Origin of the sequence: Rhodococcus sp. D-46, assembly GCF_011290655.1 — a bacterium.
Taxonomy (GTDB): domain Bacteria; phylum Actinomycetota; class Actinomycetes; order Mycobacteriales; family Mycobacteriaceae; genus Rhodococcus_F; species Rhodococcus_F qingshengii.
In genome coordinates, this window is sequence record NZ_JAANTF010000001.1 from 892,285 (window position 1) to 909,460 (window position 17,176).

General features: G+C 64.3%; 13 protein-coding genes. 5 read left to right on the top strand and 8 right to left on the bottom strand.

Annotation, left to right across the window (positions count from 1 at the left end; genetic code table 11):
- Positions 1–60 precede the first annotated feature (60 nt).
- A complete protein-coding gene (gene dxs / locus G9U53_RS04275) occupies positions 61–2,007 on the top strand; it encodes a 1-deoxy-D-xylulose-5-phosphate synthase (RefSeq protein WP_058038717.1) in 1,947 nt (648 codons plus the stop codon).
- A 97-nt stretch (positions 2,008–2,104) separates the two neighbouring features.
- Here dxs and G9U53_RS04280 read toward each other — a convergent pair whose 3' ends face one another.
- The 3 genes from G9U53_RS04280 to G9U53_RS04290 form a co-directional block, all read right to left on the bottom strand.
- Positions 2,105–3,547, bottom strand: a complete 1,443-nt coding sequence (locus G9U53_RS04280; protein ID WP_007732869.1) for a sugar porter family MFS transporter — start codon at positions 3,545–3,547, stop codon at positions 2,105–2,107.
- Between the two features lie 213 nt (positions 3,548–3,760).
- Positions 3,761–4,231: an SRPBCC family protein gene (locus tag G9U53_RS04285; RefSeq protein ID WP_242692391.1), complete on the bottom strand. Its 471-nt coding sequence runs from the start codon at positions 4,229–4,231 to the stop codon at positions 3,761–3,763.
- Positions 4,232–4,271: 40 nt separating this feature from the next.
- Complete coding sequence (locus G9U53_RS04290; protein WP_007732870.1) at positions 4,272–5,288, bottom strand: iron-siderophore ABC transporter substrate-binding protein; 1,017 nt, start codon at positions 5,286–5,288, stop codon at positions 4,272–4,274.
- A 124-nt stretch (positions 5,289–5,412) separates the two neighbouring features.
- Between G9U53_RS04290 and G9U53_RS04295 the strand changes: the two genes are divergently transcribed.
- Together G9U53_RS04295 and G9U53_RS04300 are read left to right on the top strand one after the other, a co-directional pair.
- Positions 5,413–5,964: a TetR/AcrR family transcriptional regulator gene (locus G9U53_RS04295; RefSeq protein WP_003942617.1), complete on the top strand. Its 552-nt coding sequence runs from the start codon at positions 5,413–5,415 to the stop codon at positions 5,962–5,964.
- Positions 5,965–6,066: 102 nt separating this feature from the next.
- The gene (locus G9U53_RS04300; RefSeq protein ID WP_082661446.1) at positions 6,067–7,638 is read left to right on the top strand and encodes a GMC oxidoreductase; all 1,572 of its coding nucleotides are present in this window, start codon (positions 6,067–6,069) and stop codon (positions 7,636–7,638) included.
- A 65-nt stretch (positions 7,639–7,703) separates the two neighbouring features.
- Here G9U53_RS04300 and G9U53_RS04305 read toward each other — a convergent pair whose 3' ends face one another.
- The 5 genes from G9U53_RS04305 to G9U53_RS04325 all read right to left on the bottom strand — a co-directional run bounded on the left by G9U53_RS04305 (position 7,704) and on the right by G9U53_RS04325 (position 14,550).
- Positions 7,704–9,809, bottom strand: coding sequence for a 3-hydroxyacyl-CoA dehydrogenase NAD-binding domain-containing protein (locus G9U53_RS04305; RefSeq protein ID WP_007732875.1), 2,106 nt, complete (start codon positions 9,807–9,809; stop codon positions 7,704–7,706).
- Positions 9,810–11,030: a thiolase family protein gene (locus G9U53_RS04310; protein ID WP_003942598.1), complete on the bottom strand. Its 1,221-nt coding sequence runs from the start codon at positions 11,028–11,030 to the stop codon at positions 9,810–9,812.
- A 161-nt stretch (positions 11,031–11,191) separates the two neighbouring features.
- Positions 11,192–12,481, bottom strand: a complete 1,290-nt coding sequence (locus G9U53_RS04315) for a ribonuclease D (RefSeq protein WP_064688814.1) — start codon at positions 12,479–12,481, stop codon at positions 11,192–11,194.
- A gap of 11 nt (positions 12,482–12,492) precedes the next feature.
- Entirely contained in the window at positions 12,493–13,899 is a 1,407-nt protein-coding gene (locus G9U53_RS04320; protein WP_058038720.1) for a wax ester/triacylglycerol synthase family O-acyltransferase, read from the bottom strand.
- Between the two features lie 60 nt (positions 13,900–13,959).
- Complete coding sequence (locus G9U53_RS04325; protein ID WP_003942604.1) at positions 13,960–14,550, bottom strand: DUF3000 domain-containing protein; 591 nt, start codon at positions 14,548–14,550, stop codon at positions 13,960–13,962.
- Positions 14,551–14,748: 198 nt separating this feature from the next.
- Between G9U53_RS04325 and hemE the strand changes: the two genes are divergently transcribed.
- Positions 14,749–15,816 (top strand): uroporphyrinogen decarboxylase, encoded by a 1,068-nt coding sequence (hemE, locus tag G9U53_RS04330; protein WP_172403457.1) that lies wholly within the window; start codon positions 14,749–14,751, stop codon positions 15,814–15,816.
- Complete coding sequence (locus tag G9U53_RS04335; RefSeq protein WP_165638346.1) at positions 15,813–17,174, top strand: protoporphyrinogen oxidase; 1,362 nt, start codon at positions 15,813–15,815, stop codon at positions 17,172–17,174. The genes hemE and G9U53_RS04335 overlap by 4 nt, the downstream gene beginning before the upstream one ends.
- Positions 17,175–17,176: the final 2 nt, after the last annotated feature.

Consider the following 17,176-nt stretch of genomic DNA (forward strand, 5'->3'; position numbering starts at 1 on the left):
TCGCGAAGACAGCCGCGGCGCGCACCGGTGCAGCTGTGAAGCACGGAGGGAGCGATCTCGTTGGGTGTTCTTGCCCGCATTCAGGGTCCTGACGATCTACGTCAGTTGAGCCACGCCGAGATGACGGAGTTGGCCGACGAGATTCGTGAGTTCCTCGTGCTGAAGGTCGCTGCGACCGGTGGTCACCTCGGGCCCAACTTGGGCGTCGTGGAGTTGACCCTCGCACTGCACCGAATTTTCGACTCGCCGCAGGACGCGATCATCTTCGACACGGGCCATCAGGCCTATGTACACAAGATCCTCACCGGTCGTCAGGATCAGTTCGACACTCTGCGTAAGCAGGGTGGACTGTCCGGGTATCCGTGCCGCGCCGAGAGCGAACACGACTGGGTCGAGTCTTCTCACGCTTCCGCCGCGTTGTCCTATGCCGACGGCCTCGCGAAGGCCTTCGCGCTGACGGGTCAGAATCGCCACGTAGTTGCCGTCGTCGGTGACGGCGCGCTGACCGGCGGAATGTGTTGGGAAGCTCTCAACAACATCGCGGCAGGCAAGGACCGTTCGGTGGTGATCGTCGTCAACGACAACGGTCGCTCGTACGCACCGACCATCGGCGGACTCGCCGACCATCTCTCGGCACTGCGCACTGCGCCGAGTTACGAGCGCGCCCTCGACAGTGGCCGACGCATGGTCAAGAGACTGCCCTGGGTGGGGCGCACCGCGTACTCCGTCCTGCACGGAATGAAGGCGGGTCTCAAAGACGCGGTCAGCCCTCAGGTCATGTTCACCGATCTGGGTATCAAGTATCTCGGACCGGTGGACGGACACGACGAAGCCGCCATGGAATCGGCATTGCGCCGGGCAAAGGCCTACGGCGGACCGGTCATCGTCCATGCCGTCACTCGTAAGGGCAACGGTTACGCACACGCCGAGAACGACGTGGCCGACCAGATGCATGCCACCGGTGTCATCGATCCCGTCACCGGTCGCGGCACCAAGTCGTCTGCGCCGGACTGGACGTCGGTCTTCTCGGCCGCGTTGATCGAGCAGGCTTCGCGTCGTGAGGACATCGTCGCCATCACCGCGGCGATGGCCGGGCCCACCGGCCTCGCGGCCTTCGGTGAGAAGTTCCCCGATCGGATCTTCGACGTCGGTATTGCAGAGCAGCATGCGATGACCTCGGCCGCCGGTCTTGCACTTGGCGGACTTCACCCCGTCGTTGCTATCTACTCGACCTTCCTCAATCGGGCTTTCGACCAGTTGTTGATGGACGTCGCTCTACTCAAGCAACCGGTCACAGTCGTGCTCGACCGCGCCGGGGTCACCGGAGTCGACGGCGCCAGCCACAACGGCGTCTGGGATCTTTCGCTGCTCGGAATCATCCCGGGGATCCGCGTCGCGGCACCGCGTGACGCAGACACGCTGCGGGAAGAGTTGGACGAGGCGCTTCTCGTCGACGACGGCCCAACCGTCGTTCGTTTCCCGAAGGGCGCTGTACCCGAAGCGATTCCGGCCGTGAAGCGACTCGACGGAATGGTCGACGTTCTCAAGTCCAGCGAGGGTGAGCGCGGCGACGTGCTCCTCGTCGCGGTGGGCCCGTTTGCATCCCTGGCACTCGAGATTGCCGAGCGGCTCGACAAGCAGGGCATCTCGGTTGCCGTCGTCGATCCGCGGTGGGTTCTGCCGGTCGCGGATTCGCTGGTGAAGATGGCGGACAAGTACGCCCTCGTGGTCACCATCGAAGACGGTGGTCTGCACGGCGGCATCGGTTCGACGGTCTCGGCCGCGATGCGGGCAGCCGGAGTGCACACGTCGTGCCGCGACATGGGCGTTCCCCAGCAGTTCCTCGATCACGCCAGCCGCGAGGCCATCCACAAGGAACTCGGACTCACGGCTCAGGACCTCTCCCGCAAGATCACCGGCTGGGTGGCGGGGATGGGCAGCGTCGGTGTCCACGTCCAGGAAGGCGCGTCCTCGGCGTCGGCTCAGGGCGAAGTCGCGCAAGGCTGACAGCTCGTCTCACGATAATCTTCACTACGATCTCGAAAAGCGGTGGCCCACGGATCAATCCGAGGGCCACCGCTTTCGGTGAAATCGTGAGAGTTCGCTACTGGACGGATTCGAGTGTGCTGCCTCGCGTTTCCTTCACGAACCTCAGGACGACGAACAGCGACAACACTGCCATGACGGCGTAGCCGGCGTAGGTGTACGACAGATTCCAATCGGCCAGTGCCGGGAACGTCCAGGACACCAGGAAGTTCGCGACCCAGTTGGTGGCGGTCGCAATTCCCACTGCTGCAGCACGCACGCGGTTGGGGAACATTTCGGAGATCAACACCCAGACGACCGGGCCCCAGGACAAGGCGAAGAAGAACACGAATGCGTTCGCCCCGATAAGAGCGATAGTGGCATTGGCTCCGGTCAGCGTGGCCACGGATTCGCCGATCTCGTTCTTGGTCACTGTTGCCGAATGGAAACAGAACGCTGCGGTGCCCAGTGAGATGGCCATACCGGCGGAACCGACCAGCAACAACGGCTTTCGACCGACCCGGTCGATGACGGCGATGGCGACGAACGTACCGACGATGTTGACCAAGGCGCTCACGACGCTGATCAGCAGGGACCGGTCAGCGCCGAATCCGACCGCCTGCCAGAGGGTGCTCGAGTAGTAGAAGATCACGTTGATGCCGACCAACTGCTGCAACGCGGCGAGTGCAATACCGACCCACACCAGATGGGAAACCCCGAGCCGCTTCGAGAAGAGTTGGCGGACTGTGGTCTTGGCTTGCTTCTCCGTCAGAGATTCGCGGATCTCGTTCATGCGTTCGGTGACGGCGTCGTGATCTCCACCTTCGAGATCGGAGATGATCTTGCGAGCACGATCGTCCTTGCCCTGCGCCACGAGGAACCGTGGAGACTCGGGAATCGTGGTTGTCATGATCAGGTACAGGACTGCGGGAACCGCCTCGAGCATCAGCATCCACTGCCAGGCTTCGAGGCCTGCGATCTGATTGCGATCACCACCGGCCGCGGCCTGGAGGGCGTAGTTGACCAACTGTGACACGGCGATTCCGAGAACGATAGCCAGTTGGTACATCGAGCCGAGACGTCCGCGAATCGCGGCGGGGGAGATCTCCGCGATGTAGGCCGGGGCGATGACTGACGCGAAACCTACTGCCAGGCCGCCGACCACGCGCCAGAACGTGAGGTCGTAGACGCTGAACGGAATTGCGGAGCCTACGGCGCCGATGATGAACAACACCGCGGCTATCTGCATGACGCGGATGCGGCCGAGTCGGTCGGCGAGTGTGCCTGCGATCCAGGCGCCGAGTGCTGCGCCGAGCAGAGTCAGTGAGACCGTGAGCCCGGTGCCCGAGGCGCCGATGTCGTACTTGTCTCGGATCGCACCGACCGCCCCGTTGATGACGGCGGTGTCGTATCCGAACAGAAAACCGCCGAGCGCGGCGGCGCCGGCGAAGAGCACTGCATGTCCGACGTCGGCGCGAGTAGCGCCTGATCCTCCGCCGGAGGCGGTTCCGCTGAATGCCATTCCTGCCCCCTCAAAGGCCCTACGGTCGACACCCCGATGCGCCGATCCATCCGCGAGCACTCTGCACGCTACGCCCACCCGGGCAGATTTGGCGGGGACTCACGCGCCGTTACCCAGCTGAGTCCATTCCCGCAGCGAATCAGCTGGACACAGTAATGCCGTATTGATTGCAGTTATTATGCAAACAATATGGTAAGTGCAGGTGAGGGCGCTTTACTCGCCCGAGCGGCGCTCGGCTTTTGCTGCGATGTCTTCGAGATCCTTCGCCATGAATTTCCGGGTCACCCGCGCGCCCAACCGACCGAATACCGCTGTGAAGATCTTCGAGATACGTGAAGTGGATTCGGATTCACCGGAGAAATACATCTCGAGGATCGTGCCTGTGGCGTCAGGCTTCAGCGTGAACCCACTCGTGTAGTTCATGCCGTGGGAGTTGGCTTTGACGACGGTGCGGGTGGGAGCCTCGACCTCGGTGACCCACATGTCCTCGGTTGCTTCCTTGCCCATCATCTTCCGAGTTTCACGCCACTTGGTGCCGACGGCGTATCCCTCTCCGGCGAGCCGTTCGATACGGATCACGCCGGAGAGGGTGTCGGCAGCGTTGTCGAGGTCCGTCAGGACCTGCCACACAGTGTCCGCCGGTGCGTTGACGTGCCTGGTTACGGAGATCGAAAGTTCGGCCATGCAGGTGAGCATAAAGACCGTGACCGACACTGCATCTTTTCTAGGCGGAGGCGCGCTTTGCGGCTTCGCTCAACGTCGGTGTGATCTGGCCGAGGACCCAAGGCGTGCTCAGGACGTTGACGTTGCTCAGTCCGCCGATGACGCGGGTGTCGCTGAGGAATGCGGTGGATCCGCGTTTGACCGCGTCGAGTCCACCGACTGCGGGTATGCCGGACGGATCACCGGAGCCGTCGGTGAAGCCGACGATCACATCGGCGTCGATGTCGGCGATGTTCTCGTAGGAGATCGTCTTGAAGAACGATCCACCTGCATTGTCCGCGGCTAGCTTCTCGACGCCCGGTGCGTTGACGAACCCGAGTTCGGTCAGCACCTGGACCCGCGGATCAGTGGGCAGATAGACGTTGATGTTGCTCGAATCGGTGTCGAAGTTGACCACTGCCAATGTCTTTCCGGCGAACTCCGGGTGGGCTGTGGCGGTATCGGCGAGAGTCGCGTCGAGGCCGTCGACGAGCTTGTCGGCCTCTTCGCTCTTGCCGACTGCCTTGCCGACGATGCGGGTCTGGTCCTGCCAGGATGTCTGCCAGGCCGCGCCGGGGTAGGCGGCCGTCGGTGCGATCTTGCTCAGTTGGTTGTAGACGGATTCCTCGAAGCCCTCGTACGGCGCGAGGATGACGTCGGGGGTCAACGACGCGATGGACTCGATCGGCGGTTCTCCGCTGGCCGGCATGTCGAAGAGCGTTGTCTTGTCCGCGTCGAAGTAGTCCTGCGCCCAGGGCATGACGCCGTTGTCGTCCGCGCCGTAGGTGTACTTGGGCTGTCCGACCGGAGTCAGATCGAGTGCGTACAGGATGTCCTGCGCGTTCCATCCGAGGGTGACGAGGCGCTCGGGCTTCGAGTCGATGGTCGTGGTGCCGAAGGTGTTCTCGATGCTGACGGGGAATCCGCCCGTACCTTGGGATGGCGTGGATGTGCCTGAATCCGAGGAGCACGAGACAAGTGCGGTGACCGCGATTGCAGCCGCACCGAGGGCAGTGAAGCCCCGAACAGAAGTTTTCATGAAGGGCAGCCTAACCTACTGAATTTCGGCAGCCAAACGAAACCGATTGTGCCGTTTATGCAGGTGGGAGTCGGATCTGGACCGCGTTTCTCAGTGCACCGTTTCGGTGGGCAATACTTTCCTCGTGCGATCACAGCAGAAGATTCTCGGCGCCGCCCTCGGACTGATCGAAGGTGGCGGATTCGAGGCTGTGAACATTGCCGCAGTTGCCACCGCGGCCGGTGTCTCGCGCCAGACGGTGTACTCGATTTTCGGCACACGTGAGGAGGTCGTCTCCCAGGCGATGGGCGGTCTCGCTGTCGAGGTTCTCGGGGAGATCACGGCACAGGTGGAGTCGGTCGACACGGCGTGTGATTACGTCGTCGAATTCATCGTTGCCGCGCGAACTGCCGTGCGTGCTCACCCGGTGCTCGCGACTCTGCTCCTCGCCGAGCGGGGAAACCCTGTCTTCGATCTCGAAATGATGAGTCGAGCAATACCTTTCGCTGGTCAGATGCTCACCCCTATGGTCGAACGTGGCCTCGCCACCGAGGCGGAGTTGGATGAGATAGTGGAAATTGCCGTGCGACTGGGGCTTTCGGTTGTTGCATTCGACAGTGACCTCGTACATTCCGACGACTCCTTGCGGGCCTTTCTCTCGAGGTGGCTCGGGCCCGCAATCCGGTCGACCTCGTAGTTCCTTGCCTGCTCCGCCAAAACCTTGACACTCGAGCGTCAGAGTGTCTAGTTTTGGCGTGCCCGGAATTCTCTGGCGACATTCTTCGAGGGAGCACCAGTCATGTCCGGAGTGAAACGTAGATCGTTCTTGGCCGGTACGGCCGCCGTGGGAGTCGCGATGATGGCGCCACGCACTGCCAGGGCTGCAACAGGGATTCCGCTGACACGTGAAGTGCACCGTGTCGTGGTTATCGGATCGGGGTTCGGCGGCGGGGTGACGGCACTTCGCCTGGCCGAGGCGGGGGTTCCGGTCACTTTGCTGGAGAGAGGGATTCGGTGGCAGACCGGGCCGAATGCCGAAACTTTCCCGCACCCCGCCAGCCCGGACAAGCGCATCCTCTGGCATCAGTCCAACCCGACTCTGTTCGGCAGGCCGGCGATCTTCGAGCCATACGCGGGTTTGTTGGAGACGGTGACCGGTGAGAACATGACCGCGATCTGCGCAGCCGGTGTGGGCGGCGGATCGCTTGTGTACCAAGGGATGACGCTGCAACCGGAAGAAGCGGTCTTCAACACGCACTTTCCGGAGGAGCTCGATTACGCACGAATGGGCCGCGTCCATTACCCGCGGGTGGCGCGGATGCTGCAAGTGGAAACTGCACCAGACGAACTGATTTCCAGCCCGAACTACGAGGCGGCACGTGTATTCGCGCGTAACGCAACGCGTTCCGGTCTACCCGTGTCGAAGATTCCGATGCCGATCGACTGGAACTTCGCGTTGGCCGAACTGAGGGGTGAGATGAAGCCGTCTTACACCAACGGTGACGGCGCGCTCGGTGTCAACAACGGTGGCAAGCATTCGGTGGATGTCACCTACATTGCGGCTGCGGAAGCGACCGGATTGGTGAATGTGGAGACTCTGCACCAGGTCACCGATGTCGAGCGGGCCGCCGACGGACGGTGGCGCGTGTACGTGGACCGGACCGACATTTCCGGCAAGATTCTCGAGAACAAGATCTTGACGACGGATGCGCTCGTGATGGCTGCAGGCAGCATGAACACCACCAAACTCCTGGTCCGCGCCGCGGCGACGGGGCGGATCACGGATCTGCCGGACGAGCTCGGCGCAGGGTGGGGGACCAATGCCGATCGGATCTACATCTGGTCGGATCTCGCCGAGAACTTCGGTGCGACGCAGGGCGGGCCGGTCGTCTACGGCAGCCGGAACTGGGACGACCCGCATAATGCGTTCACCGTCATTCAGGCGTCGTTCCCGCCCGTTGCGTTCGACGCTCACAGCACGGTGATGGTCGGATTCGGTGTGAGCGGCGACCGAGGTCGGTTCGTGTACGACTCGGCGCGGGGTGAGGCGGTGCTCCGTTGGCCGAAGGACGGGGATTCGGCGATCCAGCAAGGCCACATCGGACCTGCGGCCCAGCAGATCGCGGCAGGAGGACTGCTCACCGACACCAACGCGTTACTGCCGTCCACCTGGCATCCCCTAGGCGGTGCCTGCATGAACTCGGTGTGCGATCTTGATGGGCGGGTTCTGGGCCAGCGGGGGTTGTACGTGCTCGACGGCGCTCTGCTGCCGGGGAACTCCGCTGCGTGCAATCCGTCGATGACCATCGCCGCCGTCGCGGAGCGCGCGCTCGAGAACATCGTGAAAGACGATGTGGGAACACTCTTCTGAGCCTGCAGAACGTCACGGACGGCGCACCCGAGGGCACGCCGTCCGTGACGGGTCGATCGACTGACTCAGACGCTGGCAACACCGGGCGCGAGGAAGCGCTTGCCGTTGACGGCCTCGGAGGTACCGGTCCGGTCCAGGTACGGCGTGATGCCGCCGTTCCAGAATCCGAATCCGCCGCCGAGCAGCAGGCAGAGGTCGATGTCCTCGGCTGCCGCTACGACGCCCTCGTCGAGCATGATCTGAATTTCCTCGGCAAATGCACGACGTGTGCGCTCGAGGACCTCTTCCGAAGTTGACACCTTGTCACCCTGCGGCCACAGTGCGGCGACCTCGGGGTCGACGGCCTGACCGTTCTCGCCCCAGGTCCACACGCCGGGCTTGCGGGCCTCGACGAGTGCTTCGAGTCCGGGTGAGCTCTTGAACCGGTCCGGGTACGACTCCTGCAGGGTCTCACCGGTGTGCAGTGCCACTGCGGGTCCGACGAGGGCCAGCAAGGTGAACGGCGACATGGGCATGCCGAGTTCGGCGATGGCATTGTCTGCGACGTCGAAGGGGGTGCCTTCGTCGACGGCGGACATGACCTCACCCAAGGTGCGGGTGACGAGGCGGTTGAAGACGAAGCCGGCCTTGTCGCCGCAGAGGACGGCGGACTTCTTCAGCGACTTCGCGGTGGCGAAAGCCGTTGCGAGAGTGGCATCATCGGTCTTGCTGCCCTTGATGATCTCGAGGAGGGGAAGAACGGCCACCGGGTTGAAGAAGTGGAAGCCGACCACACGCTCGGGATGCTCGAGGCCGGACGCCATTTCCGTGATGGAGAGCGAAGAGGTGTTGGTGGCGAGGATGGTTTCGGGAGCAATGAACTGCTCGAGTTCCGCGAAGACCTTCTTCTTGACGTCCATGTTCTCGAAGACGGCTTCGATGACGAAGTCGGTCTTGGCGAACGCGGCCTTGTCGAGGGAACCGGAGACGAGCGCCTTGAGGCGGTTCGCAGCGTCGGGGGACAGGCGCCCCTTGCCCTGGAGCTTCTCGATTTCGGTGTGGACGTAGCCGACACCCTTGTCGATGCGTTCCTGGTCGATGTCGGTCAGGATGACCGGCACCTTGAGCTGGCGGACGAAGAGCAGCGCGAGCTGGCTGGCCATGAGGCCGGCGCCGACGATGCCGACGCCGCTGACCTTACGAGCGAGCGAGCGGTCGGGTGCTCCGGCGGGACGCTTGGCGCGCTTGTTCACCAGATCGAAGGCGTACAGACCAGCCCGGAGCTCGTCCGTCAGCAGAAGATCGGCAAGAGCCTCGTCCTCGGCCGCGAAGCCCTTGTCGAGCGAGGCGGCATCGGTGATGTCGGTGCTGCGAGCCAGTTCGAGCAACTCGACGGCCTTGACGGCGCCGGGAGCGTTGCCCTTGGTCTTGCCGTCGACGATCGCCTTCGCACGAGCAATCGCGTCGTCCCAGCCCTGGCCACGATCGATCTCGGGGCGAGCGGGGGTCACTGTGCCGGCGAGGACCTGCGACGCCCAGGCGAGGGACTGCTCGATGAAGTCGGCAGAGTCGAGAACGACGTCGACGACGCCGAGTTCGAGTGCCTTCTTGGGGGAGAGCACCTTGTTCTGGTTCAGCGAGTTCTCGATAACCACGGTGACGGCGTTCGACGGGCCGACGAGGTTGGGGAGCAACTGCGTTCCGCCCCAACCGGGGACCAGACCGAGGAATGCTTCCGGAAGACCCAGTGCGCCCGCATTGGCGGCAACCGTGCGGTAGTGGCTGTGCAGTCCGACCTCGAGGCCGCCGCCCAGAGCGACACCGTTGATGAAGGCGAACGTGGGAACGGACGACTCACGCAGGCGTCGGAACACCTTGTGACCCAAGCGGCCCAGCTCGAGTCCCTGCTCACGAGAGGTGATCGCGGGAACACCCTTGAGATCCGCGCCGGCGGCGAAGATGAACGGCTTGCCGGTGACGGCGATGGCAACCGGGTTGGCGGCAAAGGCTTCGTCGAGGGCGGCGTCGAATGCTGCGAGTCCGCCGGGACCGAAGGACGACGGCTTGGTGTGGTCGAAGCCGTTGTCGAGGGTGATCAGTGCAAACGGGCCCTCGATGCCGGGGACCGAGATGATCTTCGTGTAGGCGTTCGTCACGACCTCGTCGGCGAATGCTGTTGCAATATCAGACATTTAGTTAACTCCTGCCTGGTAGTCAGCGTGGTTCGGGTTCTCCCAGATGACGGTGCCGCCCATGCCGAGGCCGATGCACATGGTGGTCAAGCCGTAGCGCACGTCGGGACGCGTCGCGAACTGGCGGGAGAGCTGCGTCATCAGGCGAACGCCCGAGGAAGCGAGGGGGTGGCCACACGCGATGGCGCCGCCCCACTGGTTGACGCGCGGGTCGTCGTCGGCGATTCCGTAGTGCTCGAGGAACGCGAGGACCTGAACGGCGAACGCCTCGTTGATCTCGAAGAGTCCGATGTCCTCGATCTTGAGGCCGGTGCGTGCCAGCAGCTTCTCAGTGGCGGGAACCGGGCCGATGCCCATGACGGCGGGGTCGACGCCCTGGTAGGCGAAGCCCACCATGCGCATGCCGACCGGCAGGCCGAGCTCGGCTGCGGTGTCCTCACCGGCGAGCAGTGCTGCGGTGGCACCGTCGTTGAGTCCGGCTGCGTTACCGGCGGTGATGCGTCCGGCCGGGCGGAACGGCGTCTTGAGCTTCGCGAGATCTTCGACGGTGGTTCCGGGGCGCGGCGGCTCGTCTTCGGTGGCCAGACCCCAGCCCGCGGAACTGCGGGTGGCGACGGGGACCAGGGTGTCGGCGATGAAGCCGGCCTTCTTGGCAGCGTCGTACTTGTTCTGGCTGTTGACGGCGTAGGCGTCCGTGCGGTCCTTGGTGATGGTCGGGAACCGGTCGTGCAGGTTCTCGGCGGTGTTACCCATCACGAGGGCGCTCGGGTCGACCAGGCGGTCGGCGAGGAAACGCGGGTTGGGGTCTGCGCCCTCACCCATCGGGTGGTGACCCATGTGCTCGACGCCACCGGCGATCACGACGTCGTACTGGCCGAAGCCGATGCCCGACGCGGTGGTGGTGACGGCGGTCATCGCGCCGGCACACATGCGGTCGATGGCGAATCCGGGAACGGTTTCGGGGAGACCGGCGAGGATCGCAGCGGTGCGGCCGATGGTCAGGCCCTGGTCACCGGTCTGCGTGGTGGCTGCGACAGCAACTTCGTCGATCCGTGCGGGATCGAGCTGCGGGTTACGGCGAAGCAGCTCACGAATCGCCTTGACGACGAGATCGTCTGCGCGCGTGTCGGCGTACATGCCTTTCGGGCCGGCCTTGCCGAACGGGGTGCGAATGCCGTCGACGAAGACGACGTTGCGTTGGTTGTTTGTGGATGGAGCCACGCGAATTCCTCCTGATGGAGCTGCCCACCGCACCGAAGGGCGGCGAGACGTTGGTTCGGCGATCACGGCCAGGCGTCCGGCCTCGTATCGAGCGTACTACTGCCCATTACTGACCGGTAACTTAACGTGCCGAATTGCTCCAACCTCACACCGGGGTCAGGTCAGGATTCCGGCTCTTCCACTTCGGGCTCGGCCGGGACCACGGAGTTCAGTGCCTCGGCGAGGACGGGAACGGTCAAAGTGCGTTGCCAGCCACGTGCGCCACCGGAAGTGAGCTTGGTCTCGATCGCACTCTCGACTTCGGCGATGTCCGAGTCGGGTTCCAGTTTCCAGTCCCAGCACAGGCGCCTGACCAGGTCGGGTTGGAGCAGATTCTCCACGGGCACCGAAACCTCTTTGCTCAGGTCCGACAGTGCTGCGCGCGCCGCGGTCAACCGATCAGCCGCCGCTGGATCCTGGCGGGCCCAGCGACCGGCAGCGGGCGGCCCGACGATGGGCGGGGTTTTCGGCGGAAGCTCGCTGTCGGGGAGCCTGCGCGCGGCTTCCAGTGCGTCCATCCAAATACGCGAATACCGGCGTTGACGTGGTCCGCCGAAGACGGGAAGCGAGCGGAGCGCATCCAGCGACCGAGGATCTTTGAGAGCGGCATCGATGATCGCGGAGTCAGGAAGAACCCGACTCGGAGACACGTCGCGCTTGCGTGCGAGATCCTCGCGCGCCTGCCACAGCGCCCGTACCGCCGCCAACTGACGGGTGGTCTTGAGTGAGGTGATGTGCGACGTACGACGCCAGCGGTCCGGTTTGGGCTTGGGCGGGCCGGCCAGACGGATGTACTCGAACTCTTCCTTCGCCCAATCGAGTTTGCCTTGGGATTCGAGTTCGGCTTCCATTGCGTCGCGCAGTTCGAGAAGCACTTCGACGTCGAGGGCGGCGTAGTTCAACCAGGCGTCCGGCAGCGGACGTGTCGACCAGTCCGCAGCCCCGTGACCCTTGCGAAGTTCCACTCGCAGGGTTCGTTCCACGATCGCGGCGAGTCCGACTCGCTCGAACCCGGCCAGTCGTCCGGCCAGTTCGGTGTCGAACAGCTCGGCCGGCGTCAGGCCCAGTTCGGCGAGGCCGGGGAGATCCTGATCGGCAGAGTGCAGCACCCATTGCAACGGGTTGATCACCTCGGCCAACGGCTGCAGGTCTTGCGCTGTCGGAATCGGGTCGAGAAGGAACGATCCTGCTCCTTCGCGGCGAAGCTGGATCAGGTACGCCCGTGCCGAATAGCGGAATCCGGATGCGCGCTCGGCGTCCACGGCGAGCGGGCCGTGGCCGGAGGCCAGCGCGGCCGCGGCGTCGGCGACACCGGCGGCAGTGGTGATGACGTCCGGAACTCCGTCACGCGGAACGAGCAGCGGAACTACGTCGGAGGTGGGCTCGGTTGCATCATCGGTGACTTCGGACATGGTCACTGACTCTACGTCGCAGTCGGGGCCGGGGTTGTCACCTCAGCGTCGAACAGTTCGTCGAGTGCGGCTCCGAAACCTTGCGCGAGCTGGTCCAATTCGGGTGCCAGATCGGAGCAACTGACGATGCCGACGTCGAGTTTTCCGTCGAGAGACATCACCGTCACGTTGAGACCTGCTCCGTGAAAGATCGGGCCGAGCGGGAACATTCCCTTGATCTGGGCACCGAGGAAGTAGAGCGGGACCGGCGGTCCAGGCACATTCGACACGACCAGGTTGGACACGACGGGGTGACGCTCGGCGAGTTTGAGCGACGAGTACACGCGCATGGCGGCGCCGAACACCGCCGGCGAAGCGAACTGCGACCAGTCCTGGAGCATGTTCGCGCCCAGAGCCTCGTTGTGGTTCTTCGAGGTGGCGTTGTAATCGCTGATCGCGTGCAGGCGTTCGACCGGATCGGCGATCTGGGTGCCGAGTTGCGTGAACATGCCCGAGATCTGGTTCGTGCCCGGACGATCGGATTTGCCGTGGACCGACACCGGCACCATGGCGACGAGGGAGTCCTCCGGCAGCTCGTCCCGGTCCTCCAGATACTTACGCAGTGCCCCGGCGCAGAGCGCGAGAACCACGTCGTTGACCTTGACGCCGTGACGGTCCTTGACGGCTTTGACCTTCGCGAGATCGAGTTGGCTGAACGCGACGTTGCGGTGACCGGTGATCGCGCCGTTGAACGAGGTCCGCGGCGCGGTGAACGGAGCAGGCATCGCTTCACCCTTTCGCGCACGCGTCACCCACTTCGGGAGCATGGCGATTCCGCCGGGGACCAGACGGGCAATTCTTGCGGGTCGGGCGATGACGGCCATGAGTCCGCCGATGGCGATGTCCAGCGTTCCCGCGTCGCCCGCACCCTGTGCTGTGGGATCCACGAGCGCCGGTGAATCCGGTTCGAGACTGCACAGCTGAGCCAGGATGTTCGCGCCGGTGACACCGTCGGCAGCGCTGTGATGGATCTTCGACATGATGGCGATCTGTCCGTCGGCAAGTCCCTCGATCACCCACATCTCCCACAGCGGTCGGGAACGATCCAGCGGTTGGCTCGCGATGTGTCCGGCGAGCTCTGCCAGTTCCGCGTGTGTGCCGGGAGCAGGTACCGCGGTCCGGTGGCAGTGCCGCTCGATGTCGAAATCGTGATCGTCGACCCACACGGGGTAGTCGAGATTGAGACGGGAATCTTTGAGTTTGCGCCGGAAGGTCGGCATGGTGGCCATCCGCGAGTCCAACTCGCGAAGCAGCTTCCGGTAGTCGTAGCCGCCCGGGATGGTCGTGGGGTCGAGCAGGACAAGTCCACAAACGTGCAATAGCTGGGTCGGGGTTTCCAAGTAGAGGAAGGTCGCGTCGAGTCCGCTGAGACGTTGCATGACTCATTCTAGAACAGGTTCTAGTATTTTTCCGGGGGAATGCTCAAACGAATAGCAGAGTCAGTCGTTCTGCCGCGACAGCGTGGTTATCCCGGCAGGCGGAAGCCCCGCCGCGTACGCGAGAACCTCGCAGAAAGCCTCGACGTGGTGAGCCAATTCGGACGAAGTTGCAGTCCAGGACGCTCGCAACTCCAGTTGATGGGCTCGCGGAGGCCCGGCGATGTCGCCGTACCGCACGGAAGTTGTGGCTGTGACCGTACCGCCCAGGGCCACAAAAGGTTCCGGTCCGGCCTCCAAAGCGTCCACCAGCCAACTCCAGGCTACTTCGGGAAGTAGTGGATCCGCGGCGACGGCTTCGTCGAGATCGGCCTGGATGTACGCCACCAACCGCATGGTGCCGTTCCACGCCTCGTCGCCGTCCGGATCGAACAACAGGATCAGGCGGCCGAAAGCGTCACCTTCGGACTGCTCGGCCACGACGTCGGAGTCCGGGTGGAGAACCTCAGCCCCCACCGCGTGGCTGTACGGAGCGAGACGCTGCGGCGGGCGGATGGGACCGACCTCTATCTCGGGCCGAACCCGCGCAGCGGTCATCGCCTCCACGGCGGCACGGAACTCGGCCGGGTCGGCTGTCGATCCGGATGTCGTCACAGGTCAGGACGTTAGTCGGGGATGCGGGCGGGGAGGTGGAGGCGCGCCGACCGAGTGTGGCTCGGGTGTGTGGCCGCTCACGAACCGCTCGGGTGTCCGATCCCGAGTGTGGGACGTGGCAGCATTGAGTCGATCGAAGACACACGTTGGCGGAGAGCGCGAGGACTGATGAGCGGGTTGGACAACATGAATTCAGGCATTACCGGGTCGGCGGAGTACAGCGCTCGGCGAGTCTTGCCCGACGCACCGTTGCTTGCCGCGGCGACCGGACGCACTCCGAGTCGACGGCCGGTGTGGTTCATGCGTCAGGCCGGGCGTTCGTTGCCGGAGTACCGCGAGATCCGCGCCGGGATCGGCATGTTGGAATCTTGTTTCGATCCGGCGCTGGTCTGTGAGATCACGATGCAGCCGGTGCGCCGTCACGACGTGGACGCGGCAATCCTGTTCTCGGACATCGTCGTTCCACTCAAAGCCGCGGGAATTGATCTCGACATCGTTGCCGGCGTCGGACCGGTGGTCGCCAATCCGATTCGCTCCATCGCCGACGTTGCAGCACTCCCGCGACTGGTCCCCGAAGAGGTAGGCGCAATCGCACAGGCCGTTCGGCTTCTCACCACCGAGTTGGGCTCCACGCCGCTGATCGGCTTTGCCGGAGCGCCGTTCACTCTGGCGTCGTATCTGGTCGAAGGTGGTCCGAGCCGGAACCACGAGAAGACCAAAGCGCTCATGCACTCCGATCCGAAGACCTGGCACGCGTTGCTCGGAAGTTTGGCCGACACCACGATCTGCTTCCTGCAGGCGCAGCTCAAGGCGGGCGTCGACGCGGTCCAGCTGTTCGACTCGTGGGCCGGCGCGCTCTCGCTGGCCGATTATCGGGAATTTGTCCTGCCGCATTCCGAGCGAGTGTTCGCCGAGGTTGCCGCTGCCGGCGTCCCGCGTATCCACTTCGGTGTCGGCACCGGTGAACTTCTCGGCGCGATGGGGGAGGCAGGCGCCGACGTCGTGGGTGTCGACTGGCGGATTCCGCTCGACGTCGCGGCTGGTCGTGTCGGTCCGGGTAAGGCGCTGCAGGGCAATCTCGATCCCGCCGTACTGTTCGCGGGCCCCGAGGTGATCGATCGTGAGGTGCGCCGGATCGCCGCCGAAGGGGACCGCGCGATCGAGGCCGGTGCCATCGGCCACATCTTCAACCTCGGCCACGGAGTTCTTCCCGACACCGATCCCACGGCGATCACCTCGGCGGTGGAGCTGGTGCACTCGCTGTGACAACGACTCGGCCGTCGGTCGCGGTGATCGGAGGAGGAATCTCCGGTCTGGTTGCCGCGTACCGGCTTCGGCGCAGTCTGGGCTCCGAAGCCGACATCACGATCGTCGACGACTCACCGCGACTGGGCGGGAAGCTGCGAACGATTGATCTGGGCGGTGGCCCGATCGACATCGGTGCCGAGGCTTTCATCGCCCGTCGGCCGGAAGTTCCTGCGCTTCTCGCCGAGCTGGGACTGACCGATCAGATCGTCTACCCTGCGGGGCTGAGCCCGTTGATCTGGTCTCAGGGCTCACTGAACCGGTTGCCCACCGGAACCCTGATGGGAATCCCGGCTTCGGCGGAGTCGGTTCGAGATCTTGTCGACGAGCAGACCCTGGCGCGCATCGCCGCCGAGGCCGGCGTCCCGCTGGAGTGGACCCGCGGTTCCGATTGCAGTGTTGCCGAACTGGTTTCGCAGCGATTCGGTGATCAGGTGGTCAGCCGATCGGTGGATCCGCTTCTGGGCGGGGTGTACTCGGGGCTGGCGGAGACCATCGGCGTGCGTGCAGCTTTGCCGACACTCGCTGCGGCCCTCGATGCGGGCTCTCGGAGCCTCACGGATGCAGTCGCAGCCGCATTGCCGACGCCTGCACCGGGGCCGGTGTTCGGAGCGCTCAGAGACGGGTACGGCATCCTGCTCGATGCGCTGCAGCAGGCCGCCGACGCGACCTTCGTCCGCGGCGAGGCTTCTGGGTTGCGCAGCGACGGGGCTGGTTGGAACGTCGATCCGCTCGGAAGCGTCGACGCGGTGATTCTGGCCGTCCCGGCGCCGCGCGCAGCGGCGCTGTTGGCCGGAGTCGATGCGGATGTTGCGAGTACCGTCGCTCGGATCGAACTGGCGTCGTCCGCGGTGGTGGCGCTCCGGTTGTCCGGGCAGGTCGAACTTCCGCAGAATTCAGGGATCCTGGTAGCCACCGACGCCGACCTGACCGCCAAGGCGTTCACGCTGTCGAGCCGAAAGTGGACACACCTCGCTGATCGCGGTGAGCACCTCGTTCGGGTGTCGTTCGGTCGATTCGGTGCATCGGAGATCGTCGACCGGCCGGATGGTGAGTTGATCGACTTCGCGCGCGCCGATCTCGAGACCGTGACCGGAATCACCGAGGAGCCAGGCGCGACCTTCGTACAGCGGTGGCACGGAGGTCTTCCCCAATACGCCCCAGGTCACACGAAAATCGTGGCTGAAATCGAGTCCGGGATGACGCAGTTCGACGGCCTCGCCCTGGCCGGGTCGTGGCTGCACGGCGTCGGGGTTCCGGCGTGTGTCGCAGTCGGCACGACGGCGGCTACACGGATATTCGAGCGAGTGGCACGATAGAC